At 39.9% G+C, this 16,397-nt stretch carries 12 protein-coding genes and 1 tRNA gene; 7 read left to right on the top strand and 6 right to left on the bottom strand.

Features of this window, described 5'->3' with window-relative positions; genetic code table 11:
• Positions 1–18 precede the first annotated feature (18 nt).
• A complete protein-coding gene (locus tag KTV93_RS11880; protein ID WP_218249178.1) occupies positions 19–756 on the bottom strand; it encodes an endonuclease in 738 nt (245 codons plus the stop codon).
• Positions 757–831: 75 nt separating this feature from the next.
• Here KTV93_RS11880 and dgt point away from each other — a divergent pair, with 75 nt between their 5' ends.
• The 3 genes from dgt (at position 832) to KTV93_RS11895 (ending at position 3,972) form a co-directional block, all read left to right on the top strand.
• Positions 832–2,187: a dGTP triphosphohydrolase gene (gene dgt, locus KTV93_RS11885; protein ID WP_218249179.1), complete on the top strand. Its 1,356-nt coding sequence runs from the start codon at positions 832–834 to the stop codon at positions 2,185–2,187.
• Positions 2,188–2,254: 67 nt separating this feature from the next.
• On the top strand, positions 2,255–3,187 hold the full coding sequence (locus KTV93_RS11890) for an SPFH domain-containing protein (protein ID WP_218249180.1): 933 nt from the start codon (positions 2,255–2,257) through the stop codon (positions 3,185–3,187).
• A 110-nt stretch (positions 3,188–3,297) separates the two neighbouring features.
• Positions 3,298–3,972, top strand: a complete 675-nt coding sequence (locus tag KTV93_RS11895; protein ID WP_218249181.1) for a hypothetical protein — start codon at positions 3,298–3,300, stop codon at positions 3,970–3,972.
• Positions 3,973–4,005: 33 nt separating this feature from the next.
• Here KTV93_RS11895 and KTV93_RS11900 read toward each other — a convergent pair whose 3' ends face one another.
• Together KTV93_RS11900 and KTV93_RS11905 are read right to left on the bottom strand one after the other, a co-directional pair.
• Positions 4,006–4,311: an Mpo1-like protein gene (locus KTV93_RS11900; protein ID WP_218249182.1), complete on the bottom strand. Its 306-nt coding sequence runs from the start codon at positions 4,309–4,311 to the stop codon at positions 4,006–4,008.
• A 5-nt stretch (positions 4,312–4,316) separates the two neighbouring features.
• Positions 4,317–6,005, bottom strand: a complete 1,689-nt coding sequence (locus tag KTV93_RS11905) for an APC family permease (RefSeq protein ID WP_218249183.1) — start codon at positions 6,003–6,005, stop codon at positions 4,317–4,319.
• 126 nt (positions 6,006–6,131) lie between these two features.
• Here KTV93_RS11905 and KTV93_RS11910 point away from each other — a divergent pair, with 126 nt between their 5' ends.
• From KTV93_RS11910 to KTV93_RS11925, 4 genes are all read left to right on the top strand, one after another.
• Positions 6,132–9,731: a T9SS type B sorting domain-containing protein gene (locus KTV93_RS11910; protein WP_218249184.1), complete on the top strand. Its 3,600-nt coding sequence runs from the start codon at positions 6,132–6,134 to the stop codon at positions 9,729–9,731.
• Between the two features lie 201 nt (positions 9,732–9,932).
• Positions 9,933–12,896 carry a tetratricopeptide repeat protein gene (locus tag KTV93_RS11915; protein WP_218249185.1) on the top strand — a complete coding sequence of 988 codons (2,964 nt, stop codon included), beginning with the start codon at positions 9,933–9,935 and terminating at the stop codon, positions 12,894–12,896.
• Positions 12,897–12,928: 32 nt separating this feature from the next.
• Positions 12,929–14,701 (top strand): TonB-dependent receptor, encoded by a 1,773-nt coding sequence (locus KTV93_RS11920; RefSeq protein WP_218249186.1) that lies wholly within the window; start codon positions 12,929–12,931, stop codon positions 14,699–14,701.
• A 9-nt stretch (positions 14,702–14,710) separates the two neighbouring features.
• A tRNA-Arg gene (locus tag KTV93_RS11925) sits at positions 14,711–14,784 on the top strand.
• Positions 14,785–14,842: 58 nt separating this feature from the next.
• Here KTV93_RS11925 and KTV93_RS11930 read toward each other — a convergent pair.
• The 3 genes from KTV93_RS11930 to KTV93_RS11940 are packed head-to-tail and all read right to left on the bottom strand — an operon-like array spanning position 14,843 to position 16,364.
• Positions 14,843–15,265 (bottom strand): organic hydroperoxide resistance protein, encoded by a 423-nt coding sequence (locus tag KTV93_RS11930; protein ID WP_218249187.1) that lies wholly within the window; start codon positions 15,263–15,265, stop codon positions 14,843–14,845.
• 7 nt (positions 15,266–15,272) lie between these two features.
• The gene (locus KTV93_RS11935) at positions 15,273–15,707 is read right to left on the bottom strand and encodes a MarR family winged helix-turn-helix transcriptional regulator (protein ID WP_218249188.1); all 435 of its coding nucleotides are present in this window, start codon (positions 15,705–15,707) and stop codon (positions 15,273–15,275) included.
• 24 nt (positions 15,708–15,731) lie between these two features.
• The gene (locus tag KTV93_RS11940; protein WP_218249189.1) at positions 15,732–16,364 is read right to left on the bottom strand and encodes an NAD(P)H-dependent oxidoreductase; all 633 of its coding nucleotides are present in this window, start codon (positions 16,362–16,364) and stop codon (positions 15,732–15,734) included.
• Positions 16,365–16,397: the final 33 nt, after the last annotated feature.

Here is a 16,397-nt window from a genome sequence, read left to right on the forward strand (position 1 = left end):
AAAGCAAGAGAATTAGTTTTATGAATAAAGCTTCTGGTCTTTTTCGCAGAAGAAACTGCGGCGGTTGCTAAGTCCCGTGTGGCTTTTTGTTAAAGGATTTCCGCACTGCGGACAGATTTTTTTGGTGTGAACCAGCCAGTGTTTCTTCAGGACGTAATCTTTTTTCCAGCGAAGAAAATCAAAACTGTAATTTCGGGCCTCGAATATAAGGGCGGACATTTTCTTAGGCGGGAGTTTTCCGATGAGACTTTCGGGATGTACACCGATTCTGAAGAGCACTTCATTTTTAATAATATTGCCAACGCCGGAAAAGATATTCTGATCCAGCAACGCATCGCAAACCATCATATGAGGTTGAACTTTTAGTTTTTTTCTGGCTTTAAGGGGTTTCCAGGCGTCGCTTAAAACATCGGCATTCCAGTCGATTTCCTTCAGAACTGTACTTTCTACAAGTTTTACGGAGCAGGAATAAAAATACAGATCACCGTTTTCAAATTTCAGATGCAGCCGTAATTGCCGGTCGGGTTTGGTCTGTTCATCAATGGAATAGGAGCCGAACATTAAAAGATGTATTCTGATGACGTGTTTTTGCATTACCAGATAAGTCTGCTTCCCGAAAATACGGTACTCTTCAAAAATTAATCCAGGTAATTTTTCCATTTCAATTTTGGCATTGCCGTTCGCTGCGATAACGGTTTGACCGATAAATTTATGGGCTAACTCTTTCAGAATTAATATGGATGGACCTTCCGGCATGTTTCCTGGTTTTATAACGTGAATTCAAAACTCAAACCATTTTAAAAAGCACAATAAAAAATGTATTTTTGAAGGATGGATTTAAATAAGATTTTCACCAATCAACGGACCGGACAAAATGCCGCGACTGCTGCTTCCAGAACTGATTTTCAAAGAGATTTTGACCGGATCATCTTTTCGGCGGCATTCCGGCGACTTCAGAATAAAACCCAGGTTTTTCCGCTCCCGGGAAGTGTGTTCGTTCATAACCGGTTGACGCATTCTCTCGAAGTTTCTTCTGTAGGAAGGAGTTTGGGCAGTGCAGCAGGTGAATTTATCTTCGATAACTACAAAAATGATTTGGATGAAAATGCGAGAAATTTTTATCAGCACAATCTGCAGAACGTAATCGCGGCCGCATGCCTTTGCCACGACGTAGGGAATCCTGCTTTCGGGCATTCCGGTGAAGATGCAATTGCGAGTTATTTTGAAAAAAATGAAAATCATCTAAAGCCGAGATTTTCCGAAAAAGAATGGGCAGATTTGGTAAATTTTGAGGGTAATGCCAACGCAATCAGGGTTTTAACGCACCAGCAGAACGGTAAGGACGAAGGCGGAACTCAACTTACCTTTTCTACTTTGGCCAGTATTGCAAAATATCCGTGCGAAGCGATTGCCAAGCAAAAAGGAATTATTCACCGCAAAAAATTCGGATTTTTTCAAAATGAAAAAGATACCTTTCTGGAAATCGCAAAAGGCGTGAATTTAATTCACGAAAATGAAGAACCTGTAATCTTTAAAAGACATCCGTTCGTATGGCTCGTTGAAGCTGCCGATGATATCTGCTACAATATCATCGATATGGAAGATGCACACCGTTTGGGAATTGTTTCGACATCCGACTGTGAGAATCTTTTTCTGGACCTTATTAAATCCGAAAATCAAAACATTGAAAGGGTAGAAGAGAAACTTACGATACTTACGAATCCTAACGAAAGAATTTCCTATTTAAGAGCGAAAGTAATCAATGCGCTCATCAATAAATCCATTGAGCTTTATCAGCAGAACTTCTCTAAAATTTTAGATGGCAGCTTAGACAAAGCCTTACTTGATATTTATAAGGCTGATAATCCGTCTCTACAGGAAATTGAAAATTTTTCGATCGCTAAAATTTATAACCACAAAAATGTAATCGAGATTGAAAATGCCGGGTACAATGTAATGTATGAATTGCTGAATCATTTTATCCCACCGGTTTTAAAGCCAAAAGATGCGCGAAAATCTTATGATAAGATGGCGCTAAAGCTTTTGCCGCAGCAGTTTGTTTATGACGAAGGAACAGATTATCAGAAAGTTTTGGGCGTTATCGATTTTGTTTCGGGTATGACCGATAATTATGCGACAGATCTTTATAGGAAAATTAAAGGAATTGATATCGGAATGACCGTGTAGTTTCGGTAAAAATTCATTATCTTTAAGCAGTACAAGTTCTTTATTAACCTACAAAAAAAATTAAACAATGACGTATTTAGGAATTATTATTTTCTTGGGACTTATCGTCCTCTTTGCCTCGTTTTTTACGGTTAAGCAGGCTACTGCTGCGATCGTGGAACGTCTGGGTAAATTTCATGTGGTGCGCCAGTCGGGGCTGCATCTTAAAATCCCGTTTATCGATCAGGTTGCGAAACGCATGAACCTCAGAATTCAGCAATTGGATGTTATTATTGATACGAAAACACTCGACAACGTATTTATCAGGATGAAAGTTTCTGTTCAGTATCAAGTAATTACCGCACAAGTTGCAGATTCATTTTACCGTCTGGAAAATCCTGAAAATCAGATCACTTCTTATGTTTTTGATGTGGTAAGAGCAGAAGTTCCGAAGTTGAAACTTGATGATGTTTTCGTGAGAAAGGATGATGTGGCGATTGCCGTGAAAGGTGAACTTCAGGAAGCGATGCAAAGTTACGGTTACGACATTATTAAAGCCCTCGTTACCGATATTGATCCGGATGAGCAGGTAAAACACGCGATGAACAGGATTAATGCAGCTGAAAGAGAAAAAACGGCCGCAGAATACGAATCTGAAGCTCAGAAAATCCGAATCGTTGCTGTAGCAAAAGCAGAGGCTGAATCTAAAAAACTTCAGGGTATGGGGATCGCGGACCAAAGAAGAGAGATTGCAAAAGGTTTGGAAGAATCCGTAAAAATGCTCAACGAGGCAGGGATTTCTTCTCAGGAAGCATCTGCATTGATTGTTGTAACGCAGCATTATGATACTTTACATTCGATTGGAGCCAACAACCGAAGCAATTTGGTACTGTTGCCTAACTCACCAAGCGCAGCGAGTTCTATGCTGAACGATCTGGTAGTTTCAATGGCTGCCACGCAGAAAATTGAGGAAACCGGCAACACAAAAATGCCGCCTCCACCAAGTTCGCATATTCATTAAAAACGTAAAAATCCCGAAATTTAATTTCGGGATTTTTTTATGATGAGAATCACTCATAAAAAATTTGTGTAATCGCAAAGTATTCTTAGTTTTATTAAAAATAATTATCAATGAAAAAACTTAATCTTCTGGGGCTTATCGCTCTTTTTTTTATTATGATGTCCTGCCAGGTTCAGGTTCCCATGAATGCAGAATATTTTTCAAAACCATCTAAGATTGGTCTGTTTGTAAATGTTAATGAGCCACAAAAATTCAGAGAAGGTTCTCAGGGGCTTCTTGATTTGGCAGTAACATCTGGTGACAAGTACCAGCCGCTTCTTGATCTTGCAAAAAAAAATCAGGATCCAAAGCAGGAGTTAATTAGTATGTATAGCGAACTTTTGCGCTCCAAAGGCAAAGAAGTTGTACTAATTAATGATACATTTGACTACAAGACTGCCGAAAAATTCAAAGGTGATAAGGTAGAAGGTAAGAAGTACTCCAATTATGACTTCCGTTACTTAAAGGCTAAGTATGATATTGATGAGGTTGCTTTTGTAAACGTAAACTGGGGAGTGATTATTAGCTATTACAGCATGATAGAAACCGGAAGAGCCGGATATACCTACATCGATAACAGAATTGTGAATCTTAATGATAACAGCCTTCACTTTGCCAATGACAATGTTAAGAATGCCATCATTAAAGGGAAGTGGAATACTCCACCAAACTACGACAATGCATTAGCTAAAATTACTGAAGCCTTAACCAAAGCAAAAGAAACTGAAAAGACATTATTCCAATAACAGTAAACTCCCGAAAGGGAGTTTTTTTATGCTTTAAATTTTCAGCTTTCCGGTCAGCAGTTCAAAAAACATCCTGAAATCACTGATTATAGTTAGAATGGGATATTTGAAAGCCGTGGGTACATTTTTCTCGAAAACATAATGGCTGAACGCTGAAACACCCCACCCTAAAATCGGAATATACCAAAGAAACCGTTCTTTGCCCGACTGCAGTACATAAATAATAACTCCAAGTACAAGAAACGTCCCTGCAAAATGGAAGATACGGGTAAGTTTTTTACTGTGCTGGTTTAGATAATATGGATAGAATTCTTTAAATGTTTTTATTCGCTCAGGCATTTTTTCTAATTTAAATCACCATTCAGGTCGTTATTCAGTTTACTGTTTTTGAACCCGTAAGAGAAATAAATAATCATGCCAATAGCGAACCACAGCAGGAACCAGAACCAGTTATTATGCGTCATCCCCGTAAGGAGATAAAGACAGGAACTGAGACCTACTAGCGGAATCAGAGATAAATTCTTCACAAAAGCTAAAACGCACAGCACCAGATTAATAATAATGAAAACAATAATTGAAATCCGGAATTCACCTTCTGCAGGATCATGCCAATCGGTTAGATTGTGGAAAAATTCCGGCTGCCACCAGTAAAAGAAAAACAGGCCGCCCAGAAATGTTACCGGAAATATAAATCTTGAATTAATATAAGGCATATGGAATCTTCCTTTCAGCTTCTGTTTAGCGGGTAGGAGTAAAACACCTCCGCAAACCAGAACAAACGCGAAAATTGTCCCGATACTTGTGAAATCAAGAATAAAAGATTTATCCGTAAAAAGAATCGGAACTCCTACAACCAGTCCCGTAATAATGGTTGCGTAAGAAGGTGTTTTATGTTTCGGATGAATGGTCATGAATTTTTTCGGCATCAGTCCGTCACGGCTCATCGCATACCAGATTCTCGGCTGCCCCATCTGGAAGACGAGTAACACGGTAGTAATGGCAATGATTGCTCCTAAAGAAACCACAAACTCCATCCAGGGAACATTCGCATTTGAACCTGCGAAAATGTAGGCCAGCGGATCACCGATGCCGTCAAACTTGCGGTAATCTACCATTCCCGTCAGTACGAGTGTTAATACAATGTAAATCACTGTGCACAATACAAGCGAAATAATCATTCCTCGCGGTAGATTCTTCTGTGGATTTTTAGTTTCTTCTGATAAAACACTTAAGGCATCAAAACCGATATAAGCAAAGAAAACACCTGATACAGCACTCATCACGCCAGTAAAGCCATTCGGCATAAAAGACTGAACACCCGTTTCCGGACTTGCAGGAAACCAGTTATCGGTATTGATATATGCAATTCCTACAGCGATTACCAAAAGGATGATGAAGAGTTTTAAAAGGACAAAAATATTGTTGAAGTTTTTAGACTCTTTTACCCCAACATAGCACAGCCACGTAATCAAACCGTTGATTACAAGTGCAGGCACATCAACAATAAATTTTAGATTGCCTATAAGAGGTGCGCTGCTCCAGGCATTCAGCAGTTCCTTGTTTTCTGAACCGCCAAGAAAAGCTTTTTTGGCTTCAGTATAGCTGCAGGTCAAATAGTCGGGAATATGTATCCCGATTCTTTCCATAAAACTTGTAAAATAATCGCTCCACGAAAAGGCAACATAAATATTTCCGAAAGAATATTCCATGATCAGCGCCCAACCGATGATCCAGGCAATTAATTCACCGAAACTTGCGTAAGCGTAAGTATAAGCCGAACCAGCCTGAGGTATACGGCTGGCAAATTCAGCGTAACAGAGTGCCGTGAAACCACATGCAAAACCGCAGATTACGTATAATACAATCACGCCGGGCCCTCCACGGAAAACTGCTTCGCCCAAACTGCTGAAACTTCCGGCTCCAATTATGGCAGCGATTCCAAAAAATACAATATCCCAAACACCCAAAACCCGCAACAGTCCCGATGACTGATCGCTTTCACTGTACTGTTTTCTTCTGAAAAGCTGATTCATAAAAATAATAATTTACACAAATGTAAAAGAAAATTCTAAAAATCATATTTTTTTTGGTTCTACATAATAAAATTGGCCAAATTTTGGTTCATAATAATGTCGTAATTTTGACTAAACACTTATTTGATGCGGAAGATTTATTTTTTACTGTTTATTTTATCATTTGTCTCAGCCTTTGCCCAGTCCGTAAATCTCTATAATCCTGCAAATAATGTGGTATATCCTGCCCAGCAGTATTTCTGTACCGGTGAAAGTTTTAATCTGAAGGTTGATGCAGTAGCTACTTCTACGGGGGATTATCAGGAGACAAGTGTGCTTCCCTCTGCATTCCCTCTTTCCGCAGGATCAATTCCTATCACTTTTCCTGCAACAGGTTCCAATAAATTCAGTGAATCGTTTCCGATTGGTTTTACCTTCAGTTTTTACGGGAAAAATTACACTCGGGTAGTGGCAGGTAGCAATGGTAGACTCGTATTTACCAACGATCCGGAACTTGAAAATCTGAAAGACGTAAATACATACATCGACCGTACGTACAGCGGGATACCGGGATATAATTCATATTCTGCTTTGCCTTCTACTGATTACAACAAAGTTTACCGCACCAATCCCGCGCAGGAACTTAATCTGGCCCAGATCTTCTTTGGCTATACCGATCTTGTTCCGCGCTCTCAGAATTCCAGTGTAACTTACCTTTATAAAAATGTGACTGTGGGCGGAGTAAACGGTCTCATTGTTTCTTTCCAGAATCAGATCAGAACCAATGGAACAGGCGGAATTTCCAGCGTAAGCTATTTCAGTAATGTGCTTCTGCTTGAAGATGGCAGAATGGTTATTTACGTAAATAATAAAACAGAGGATACTTACAATGCCATCTTAGGAATTCAGAATGACGATGCTTCCAAGTTTAAAGTTCCTACGCACAGTAATACGGCTTATAATTACAACAACGGTAAGTGGCGAAGTGAAGGAAACGCGTGGCTTTTCACCCCAAACCAAAATCTAACCCCAAAATTTAAATGGTTTCAGAATGCCAACCAACTCACAGAAACGGGAAACACACTTTCTGGGTTTATACCCAATGATAATGACGTATTGAAAGTTGAGGTAACCTATCACGATCCTTCCGGAGCTCAGGTTGGACCAATGGTTTCGGATCAGGTTACTTTTAAAAAAGTGCAGACTCCTGTTATTACCAAACAACTCGATAACTGCCAGGTCATCATGAAAGTCACCAATTATGATCCTGCTCTGAAGTATGAATGGTACCGCGTCGGAAATTCCGCAATTATCAGCACAAACAATGAAATTTATTTAAGTAGGGTCACTGATGCGCCCGGTAAATTTTTTGTAAGAGTTAAAAAGCCGGATGGTACGATCTGTTCATCAGGTTCAGACAGTAACCAGCTCGAATATCTCAGTGAAAAACTTCCGGCACCGCTCAATTTTAATCCAGCGGTGGTTTGCGATAATTCGGCAACACCCGCAGCTACAAAAACTGTGAATTTGTATCAGCTCATTTATCCAAAATACGATCCGGCTTCAGGTCTGGAGAAATATAATGTTTACTTCTACGAAGGATCTGCGAATACTCTCGTTACCAATCCGGAAAATTATGTGGTGAATGCCAATCAGATTGCCAACTTAAGTTTTGCTGTAAAAGACGGAAACGATAATATGTCGTGCATCACCGGAGGATCGCCCGTTTATTTTATTTCGGTGACCAATGCGATGAATATTTCCACCTGTTCATCGCAGCCGTTTTTCGACTTGAAAACTGCTTTCGAACAGAATTTCCCCAGCTATTACACCTTTACCTATACCTACGCTGACGGAACTTCTGCGGGCAACGGAACTGCAGTTGATATTACGAAATCGGTTACCGTTAAAACAACATTTTTAGGAGCATCATGTTCGGCAAATACTGTGGTAACATTTACTTCCGGGCCTGCGATTGCGGTCCCTCAGGTTCCGGTCCAGGAAAGATGTGCGGGAGCTGACAATAATGCGAACCGCTTTGACTTTAATTATATTAAATCAATTCTGGATCCCGCCAATCAGTATGATGTTAAATTTTACAACAAATCAGATAATTCAGAGATTGTAGTGTCTAACGGTCCGGGAGCGAATTTAAACGCTGCAGGTTATTTCTGGACGACAATCATCGGTGATTATATTATTTATGCCAAGTTAATCAGCAAAACCAATTCTTCCTGTTTTGCGAACTCAAGTGATATTGTTCTCAGGGTATACCGCAAACCGCAAGTTGTGGCTCAGAATCCTCTGGTGATGAAAAACTGCCAGGGAAATAATGTGTTCAATCTGACTAAAAATGTAACTGATTTGGTAAATGCATCGTCTGAAGTAAGTGTTTCACTGGAATATTACGCTCAAAACGGCACATTACTTACGCCGGCACAAATTACCGGTTATGATGCTGCGGTTTTCGGCACCAAACCTTACATCAAAATCATTTATAATCCGAGCTGTGGTGATGTGGTCAACTTCGATTTACAGTTTAATCCGAAACCTTCGGCTCAGGTTTCGCAGATTATTATTTGTTCCGAACTCAGTTATTCTCTTCAGAATTTCCAGAATGCGGTGATCAGCAATTCAAGTCAATATACATTTACTGATGAGGTTGGCAATTCACTTCCTTCTAGTTTTGATGTTTCTGCTTTGCCTAAAACGGTTAAGTTTTTAATTAAAGATAAAGCTACGGGCTGCGTTTCGGATGTTCAGACGGTAACTTTCATAAAAGGTACAAACACTCCTTTACTTGTTTCGGAAACTGATTTCGTACTTTGTGATACAGATTTCGACGGAAAAACATCCTTTGATTTGAATGTTAAGAAGACTGTTTTCAGCACAGATCCAAATGCCGTTTTCGAGTATTTTAAAGATGCAAATTTCACCCAGCCAATTGCTGAAAACTATACCAACGAAACCGCTTTCGCACAAACTGTTTACGGGAGAATCACCGTTCCCGGTTTTTGTCCGTCGTTTGGTAAAATAAATCTGAAGATAAATACCCCGACAAAATCTTCGACCCTGGAGAGCAAATATTACATCTGTTTCGGGCAAACTGTAAGAATTGATTCCGGACCGGAAAATCTGACAGGAACGTGGAGTACGGGCGAAACTACCCAAACAATTTCAATTGCAAAAGCAGGAAACTATTCCGTGGAACTGACGAATTCGGATGGATGTACCTATACGCACAATTTCACCGTTTCAGATGAGAATCAGCCAAAAATTGAAGTCATCAACCAAACCAATAATTCAATTGAAGTCGTAGCGAATGGTGGTGTGAAACCTTATAAATATTACTTCAATGGAGTGGCTCAGCCTTCAAATATTCTAATGAATCCAACAGCAGCCTCTTATGAAATTCAGGTTGAATCTGCCACCGGATGTTTGGGAGAGCCCCGTACCATTTACTTTATTAAAATAAATAATGCTTTCACACCGAATGCTGACGGAATCAACGATGTCTGGAGCGTTGAAAACCTCGATCAAATGCAGAGTGTCTCTGTGGTTATTGTTGACCGTTACGGCAATAAGGTTTTTGAATCACAGAATGGCAGCAAAGTAGAGTGGGACGGCAAGCATAAAGGGCGTGCATTGCCAACCTCAACTTACTGGTACACGATTACGTGGTTTGATGCGGTAACTCAGAAATCTGAACAGCGACAAGGCTGGATTCTGATGAAAAACAGAAATTAATCTCAATTTTTATCACGCTGAATGTCATTGTTTTGAACGGGGAAACCAAAGTTATCCCCATTTCCACAATATCTAATAATTGTTGTACAAACAATAAGTTTTCCTTATTTTCGTTGACTAAATGTGGAAAGCATTAACGGCTATTGGCCTCAATCATGCCCACAAAATCCAATTCAAAACCTTTCTGAAAACCAGGATTAAATGAATTCAAAAAAAATTATCATTGCAGCTGCAATTTTCTATTACGGATTATCCGACGCACAGCAATCCCAATATTTCAGCGACCGCGAAAATTACCGCTTCAGTCTTGCCGAAAATCTTTACCAAAACAAAATTTACAGCGCTTCTCAGTATGAGTATGCCCGGCAGTATTTCTACAACGGCGCACTCGCGAAATCACGGAAAGAAGCCGCGCAGTTTTTCGACAATGTGATTGGTGTGATCTTAAGAAAGAACCATGCAGAGCAGGGCCTGGAAGCGTTTATTAAAGAATACCCTAACTCCGCTTATTTTGCGCAGGCAAATTTACCTTTGGCCGACTATTATTTGGCGCAGAAAGACTTCGATAAAGCGCTGGAAACATTAAACAATGTAAACCAGTACCAGCTTTCAAAAGAAGAAAACACGCAGTATATCATGAAACTCGGTTATGCGAAATTCATGACCGGCGATTCCGACGGTGCTATTGAAGCCCTGGAGGAAGCCTTTCAAAATGCGGAAGAATCAGACAAATACGATATCGCCTATATGCTCGGGCATCTTTATTATGCAGATGGGCAGAATGATAAAGCATTCTCATTCTTTGACCAGATCAAGGATAACGAAAAATATGCACGTCTCGTAAAACCGTATTATGTGCAGATGTATTTTAATGAAAAGGATTACGACAGGGCTATTGTCGAAGGAAATTCGCTGCTCGGTGAATCAATCTCTTCCGATTACAAGGCCGAAGTTCACAAAATAATCGGTGAAAGTTATTTCATGAAAGGCGATTACGCCTCAGCTTATCCGCATCTTAAAACATATCTTGAAAGCAAGACGAATCCCTCGGAAAGTGATCTTTATGAAATGGGATTTGTTTCGGCACAGCTTAAAAAATACGACGAGGCGGTTTCTTATTACAACCAGTTGATTAACAGTAATTCCGCGACTTCGCAGAATGCGTACTACCAACTGGGCAACGCTTATCTGGAAGTCGGTAAAAAACAGGAAGCGCTCTCTGCCTTCCGTTCGGCTTATCAGATGAGTTACGACCCGAAAGTTCAGCAGCTTGCTCACGTTCAGTATGCGAAACTCGGTTATGATATCGGAAACCCGTTTGAATCTGCTTCCGTAGTGATTCAGAATTATATCAGCAAATATCCGAGGAGTTCTGAAGTTGAAGAAATGAAGGCACTTTTAGTGAAATCTTATCTTTATTCCGGAGATTACAAAGGAACACTGAGTGCAATTGATAAAATGCCCAACTCAACTCCCGAATTGAATAAAATCGATCAGGAAGTCTCATTTTTATTGGGGACAGAAGAATTCAACAAAGGAAATTTCGATGGGGCAGAAGCGTATTTTCTGCGCAGTCTTGAATTCAATATTAATAAAGAATTCAACACCAGAGCAACTTATTGGTTAGCTCAAACTTATTATCAAAAGGGAAATTATCCTTCAGCGATTGTCCGTTACGAAAGACTTCTTAACGAAAACTTTGCTGAGAAACAGCAGCTCACCTATGATTTAGGTTACGCTTATTTTAAATCGAAAAAGTTCGACAAAGCAAAACAGTATTTTTCTGAATACCTGAAAAACCCCAAATCAGAATTTAAAAACGATGCAGAACTTCGTCTGGCAGATACTTATTATGCAGACAATCAGCTGAACGAAGCAATTGCGATTTACGATAAAACTGAAAATGCGGATGATTATACGTTATTCCAAAAGGCAATGGCGCTTGGTTTTAAAGGTGATACTGAATCTAAGATTTCTTCGCTTAAAAAACTGATCACCCAGTATAAAAACTCTGATTATGTGGATGATGCGCAGTACGAAATAGGTACAGCATACGCAGCCAACGATGATTACAACAGTTCTAATGATTATTTCAATCAGGTGATCAGAAGCAGTTCAGATAAAGATTTGGTAGCGAATGCACAGATTTACCGTGCGCAGAATTACATCGACCTTAACCAGAATGATAAAGCGCTTTCCGAATTAAAAGCACTCGGCAATCAGTACAAAAACACAGCTTACGCGAGTAAAATTGTTCAGGCCTCCCGTCCGATTTACGTGAAAAACGGTGATACTGCAGGTTACGAAAGTTTTGCACGCAGTTTAGGCGTAAAAATCGATGCATCGGAACTGGATGAAATTAATCTGAACAGTGCCAAAAACTACTACACAGCCAAAGATTACAAAAAAGCGATTCCGCTTTATGAAAAATATCTGACCCAAAATCCTACAGGCGACGGACTTTATCAGGCGCAGTACGAGTTGGGTGAAAGTTATTATCAAACTGCAAATTCTACAAAAGCACTTTTAGTACTTCAGGAAGTAGCGAGTGTTCAGAACGATTATCAGGAAGATGCGCAGACAAGAGTTGCACAGATTTATCTGGATCAGGGCAATAGCAGCGAAGCAAAAAGACATCTTGAAACGCTTGCCAATTCAGGCAATATCAATGTGAAAAACTTTGCGAATCTGGAACTGATGAAAATTTACGCAGAAGAAAAGAATTTCCCCAAAGCGGAGAGTTTTGCAGATTTGGTGCTTTCCAATTCAAAAAATCCTGCATCTGTGATCGAACAGGCGAAAGTTATTAAAGCCAGAAGTTTGATGAACAGAGGTAAAGATAATGATGCAAAAGCAGCGTATACCGCACTGGAAAAGTCGTCGAATACGGAAGTTGCCGCCGAATCGCTTTATGCGAAAGCTTATTATCAGAACAAGGCAAAAGCCTTTAAAAATTCCAACGAAACCATTTTCAAACTGGCCAATAACTATGCTTCCGAAGAATATTGGGGTGCAAAAGCGCTTGTTGTAATGGCGAAAAATTACATCGGGCTTAAAGATAATTACCAGGCAAGTTACACCGTTGATCAGATTATCGCCAATTATCAGGATTTCCCGGAGATTGTAGCCGAAGCCAAGGAAGTGAAAAGTCAGATTAAAAAATAAGAATTAAACTTAAAGGTTTTAAAACAAGAAATATGAATTTAAGAATTCAAAATATATTTTTATTGGGAATGCTGGTTTCTTCAACTGCTGTGTTTTCTCAGATTAAAGAAGAAAAGCTTATTCTGGACCGCAAACGCGAACCCGAAGTGAAAAAGATCGAGAAAAAGAAAACTTCAGTAGAAGCCGAAAAGAATTACCCGCCCGAAGCCAAATCCGCGAATCCTGTGGAATATAACATTACTGATGTTCCTGCAGCTTCCGATTTTAAAACATCGGTGATTCAGGGCGAAGATATTTCACCAAAATTCGATGCCGATTACCAGAATAATTATTTCCAGATCGGAATGGGGAATTTCGGGAAAATCCTGGCGGACGGAAATATCTCTACCATGCTTGAAAATGATATTCAGGTGGGTGCTGATCTTCATTTTCTTTCTACCAAAGGACTTCCGAAAGAATACGACTGGACTTCAAAACAGAACACCGGAAATTTTGGGCTTTATCTGAATTCCTACGGCGACAAAGGAAAAATTAATGTGAATGCGGATTACGGGCTGAATGATTATAATTATTATGGAATTTATGCGCTGAAACCAAGTTCAGATATCAACATTAACCAGAAAACCAACCGTTTCAAAGTGAACGGATATTATGATTTCTATTCCAATGAAATCCTTAATGACGTCCGCATAAAATCATCTTTTCTCGGCGATAATTTTGATGCTAAGGAAACCCAGGCAGAAATCCTCCTGAATCTATCGAAACATGGAGTGGAACTTCCGATGGATGACGTGATGTTCAATGCGGATCTCGGCGTCAATCTGGAAACTTTAAGGTCAGAATTTTCTTTGCTGAATGAGAATTCCTCTAATTTTTTCAATGCGACAATATCACCAAAAATGACTTTCTTCAAAGGAAAATCTTATTTAATGATCGGTTCGGATTTCTCTTTTATGAATGCTAAAAATTCAAACAGAATTTTAGACGATCAAGTTCAGAATAACAAAACATATTGGTTCCCAAAAGCTGAATTACAGTTTGCTGCGACCGATGAATTTAAATTTTATGCCGGCGTAGAGGGCGGTTTGAAGCTGAATTCCTACGCAACAATGCTCGAAGAAAATCCTTATCTGGTTTCTGACCAGGAACTTCGGGCCACTGAAACCAAATACAAAGGATATGTCGGTCTTCGGGGAGATATCGATCAGGTGATTAAATATGATGTGAGTGCAGGCTACGGCAAGATGAATGATATTATGTTCTTCAAAGCGAATGATCTGTTTGACGGGGCTTTCACGCTGAACCGTGCGCCTTACGATTACGCTAATACGTTTTCCGCGGTTTATGATAACGGTACGGTGAGCGAAGTGAAAGGTAGCATCCAATATTTCCCGCTGGCCAATCTTGTTCTTGATGGTGAAATGTATTTTGCTAAGTATGATCTCGATAATTACGAGCATATTTACAATAAGCCTTTGGTTAAAGCCAGTCTTGGAGGTAAATATTCTCTCTTTGATAAAAAACTGCACCTTGGGGCAAAAGCGATTTTCGGTTCTGATTTAACCACCAACTCATTTGAAATTACTGAATCGGGAACTACACCCAACTTTTTTGTATCTGCGGAGGACAAAGATGATAAAGTTGGCGGTTTTGCAGATTTAAATCTGTCTGCTGAGTACAAAGTTCACAAAAATTTCAGTATTTTTGCACTCGGAAATAATCTACTGAACACAAACTATCAGACTTTCAAAGGGTATAAAGTTTTGGGAGCACAGTTTTTGGGAGGCGTGAAAATTTCTTTTTAAATTTTGTGAGGCTCGGTAGTTCAATTGGATAGAATATCAGATTTCGGCTCTGAGGGTTGGGGGTTCGAGTCCCTTCCGGGTCACAGAAAACGGCAGACTTTAATTAGTCTGCCGTTTTTATTTACGTTTTACAGTAACTGATTAGCTATTGGTCACGTTAAGTGTAACCTCAATATTATTTCGTGTTGCGTTAGAGTAGGGACAAACCTGATGCGCCTTTTCTACTAGAGATTGCGCTTCCTCCTGAGAAACTCCCGGTACATTTACATTGAGTTCGACTTCCAGATCAAAACCTCCGTTTGCGGTTTGCCCGATTCCAACTTTGGCATTTACGGTTGTTTCACCCGCCGCAGATTTAGATTTTTTAATCATCAGATTCAAGGCACTGTCGAAACATGCAGCATATCCTGCCGCGAAAAGCATTTCCGGGTTGGCATAATCATCATTTTGCCCGCCAAGTGATTTAGGAGTTCGTACATCAAGTTCCAGAATTCCGTTGTCACTTTTTACGTGTCCGTCGCGTCCGCCGGTTGCGGTAACGCTGGTTGTATATAATGTTTTCATTGATTTTTTATTTTTTGATTTTCTCCAGAAGTTTATAGATTGCTTGCTTTAATTCCTGTAAGTCTGTTTCAGAAAGATTCAGTCTGTCGTTCATTTTGGCAGGAATGAGGCATGCTTTGTCCTGAAGCCGGTCTCCTTCATCAGTTAGGGATATTTCAACTACGCGCTCATCTTCTATTTTTCTTTGGCGGATTATATAGGATTTAGCTTCCAGCCTTTTCAGCAATGGGGTAAGCGTACCGCTGTCGAGCGACAATTTTTCGCCAATCTGGTTTACGGTGAGGCGGTGGTGTTCCCAAAGCACCATCATCACCAGATATTGCGGATAGGTAATATCTAATTCTTCGAGCAAAGGCCTGTAGAGTCCTGCAATTTCCTTAGCAATAACGTAAAATGGAAAGCAGAGTTGGTTGCCGAGCTTGGGTGTTTGTGAATGATCCATGTGATGAAGATAGGAATTTAAAAATTATTTTGTGATAACAAACTCATCCATTGGGATCCTTACTTTTTTCATTGTAGAAAGCCAGTCGTTTTCTGTATCTCTGTATCCTAAATAAAGCAGAGTAACGCTTTTCAGCCCAAGTTCATTTAAACCGAGAATTTCATCAACTACTTCATTACTGAAACCTTCGGCCGGCGTACTGTCGATCTTCAGTTCAGCTGCCTGAGCCATTGCCAGACCTAACGCGATATAAGTCTGTCTTGCCGTATGTGCAAAATTTTCATCAGCAGTCTGGGCACCGTAGATCTGTTTCAACTGATCGGTATAGCTGTTGAAACGGCCCCTAGGAAGTTCACGAACATCGGTATGATAATCGTAAACTTTATCAATTTTTTCAGCGGAATAGCGGTCCCAAGCCGCAAAAACCAAAACGTGAGAACAGTCTCTCATTACTTCCGGATTCAGTGCTCCTTTAGCCATCTTTTCTTTTAATTCCTGATTTTCTACTGAGATCACACGGAAAGGCTGCAATCCTGACGAAGTAGGAGCCAGCCTGGCGGCTTCTAAAATTTTATCTAAATCCTGGGTAGAAACTTTTTTGCTAGAGTCGTAGGCTTTTACAGCGTGTCTCCATTTTAAATCTGCGATTAATGACATATTTTTGCTTTAATAAATTATGACTGCAAATGT

It is taken from the genome of Kaistella faecalis, from assembly GCF_019195395.1.
GTDB lineage: Bacteria > Bacteroidota > Bacteroidia > Flavobacteriales > Weeksellaceae > Kaistella > Kaistella faecalis.